The sequence below is a fragment of the uncultured Campylobacter sp. genome (assembly GCF_937890585.1).
In the GTDB taxonomy this organism is placed as follows: Bacteria; Campylobacterota; Campylobacteria; order Campylobacterales; family Campylobacteraceae; genus Campylobacter_A.
The window spans coordinates 1-1,352 of record NZ_CALACG010000109.1 but is presented as its reverse complement, the minus strand read 5'-3'; the positions used below and the strand labels follow the sequence as shown (position 1 = coordinate 1,352).

The 1,352-nt window shown below is 41.9% G+C and carries 2 protein-coding genes; both read right to left on the bottom strand.

Translation table 11 applies throughout. The features are described from left to right. Positions 1–613 (bottom strand): phosphatidylserine decarboxylase (locus Q0296_RS03060; RefSeq protein ID WP_298036405.1); only part of this gene is annotated, 613 nt, incomplete at its 3' end. A gap of 1 nt (position 614) precedes the next feature. Then, a partial coding sequence (locus tag Q0296_RS03055; protein WP_298036402.1) for a metallophosphoesterase occupies positions 615–1,352 on the bottom strand: 738 nt, incomplete at its 5' end.

Sequence of the window (1,352 nt, the reverse complement as noted above, 5' to 3'; positions counted from 1 at the left end):
CATTTGTCTGGATGCGCTCATCAAAGCAAAATTTCATCTTACCAACATTTAGCGCGCCCACGAAAACTAGCCAAAGTTTTTTGCCATTTTTCATCTCGCAAAGTAGCGCCACACGTTCATTTTTAGTATAAAGGCTATCAACCTTGCCAAGCCATTTTACCGCCACGCTGTAAAGCTTGCCCGGGATATAGACCGCTTTTTTGACGGCGATATCGCAAGGTGCGTGGTAGTGGTGATAGTCTTTTGGACTAAGGTAGATGTTGGCGAAGTCATACTCGCCCTCGAGCTCGCCCTGCCCCAAAAGCTCCTTCACGCCGTAGCTCATGCCCTTTATACTAAAGGCTTTTAGCTCGCTTGTGCTACCAAAACTAAGGCAGGTGCCATCAACTGGGCTGATAAATATCTCATCTGCTGCGTCAAATTCCCTTGGTTTTAGAAGCTCTCTGGTGAAAAGCTCGTTTAAATTTTTATACTCGCCAGCTGGCCCAAACTCGCTCATGTCAATCTTAAAAAACTTTATATAAGATGAGTTTATAAATTCCTGCACTGGCCTGATAAATTTTAGCTTTGCCACCTTGCCAAAAATTTGAGAGAAGAGATTGTCACTATTCATTTTATTCCTTGCTTAAATTTAATATCGCGATCTCGCTTGGCGCAAAGATCCTAACTGGCGGCCCCCAAAATCCAGCGCCGCTGCTAACGTAAGCTTGCATTTTATCATTAATCTTATAAAGCCCATGTAAAAAACCTTGATCCAACAAAACTAGGATACTAAAAGGAAAAATTTGTCCAGCGTGCGTGTGCCCGCAAAGGACTAGATCGACATCTTTTTGCATAGTTTTTATAAATTTTGGCTGATGAGAGAGTAGGATGGTCGGCAAATTTGGGTCACATCCTGCTAGCGCTTCATCTAAATTTGGCTCTAAATTTTTAAACCTAAAGCCAGCCAGATCGTAAACTCCAGCCAAATTTACACCACCAACTTTTTCATTTTTATTGCCAAGTACCCCAATGCCAAGCGAGCTTATCTTTTTTAAAATGCCGTCCACACCATGATAATACTCGTGATTACCAGGAACATAATATGTGCCATAAGTGCTTTTTAGATCTCTTAATGGATCGAGAAAGTCCCCTATAAACTGCGCGCTCACATCAACAAGGTCGCCCACAATGACTACGATATCAGGCTTTGCTAAATTTATGTCGCTCACAAGCTTTGCCATAAACTCTTTTTGCAAAAATTCGCCGATATGCACGTCCGTTATCATGGCGATCTTTAGGTCGTTTTGTAAATTTTTGATCTTTATATCAACCTGCCTGATCCTTGGCGGAGTAAGAGCATTAAAAAGTCC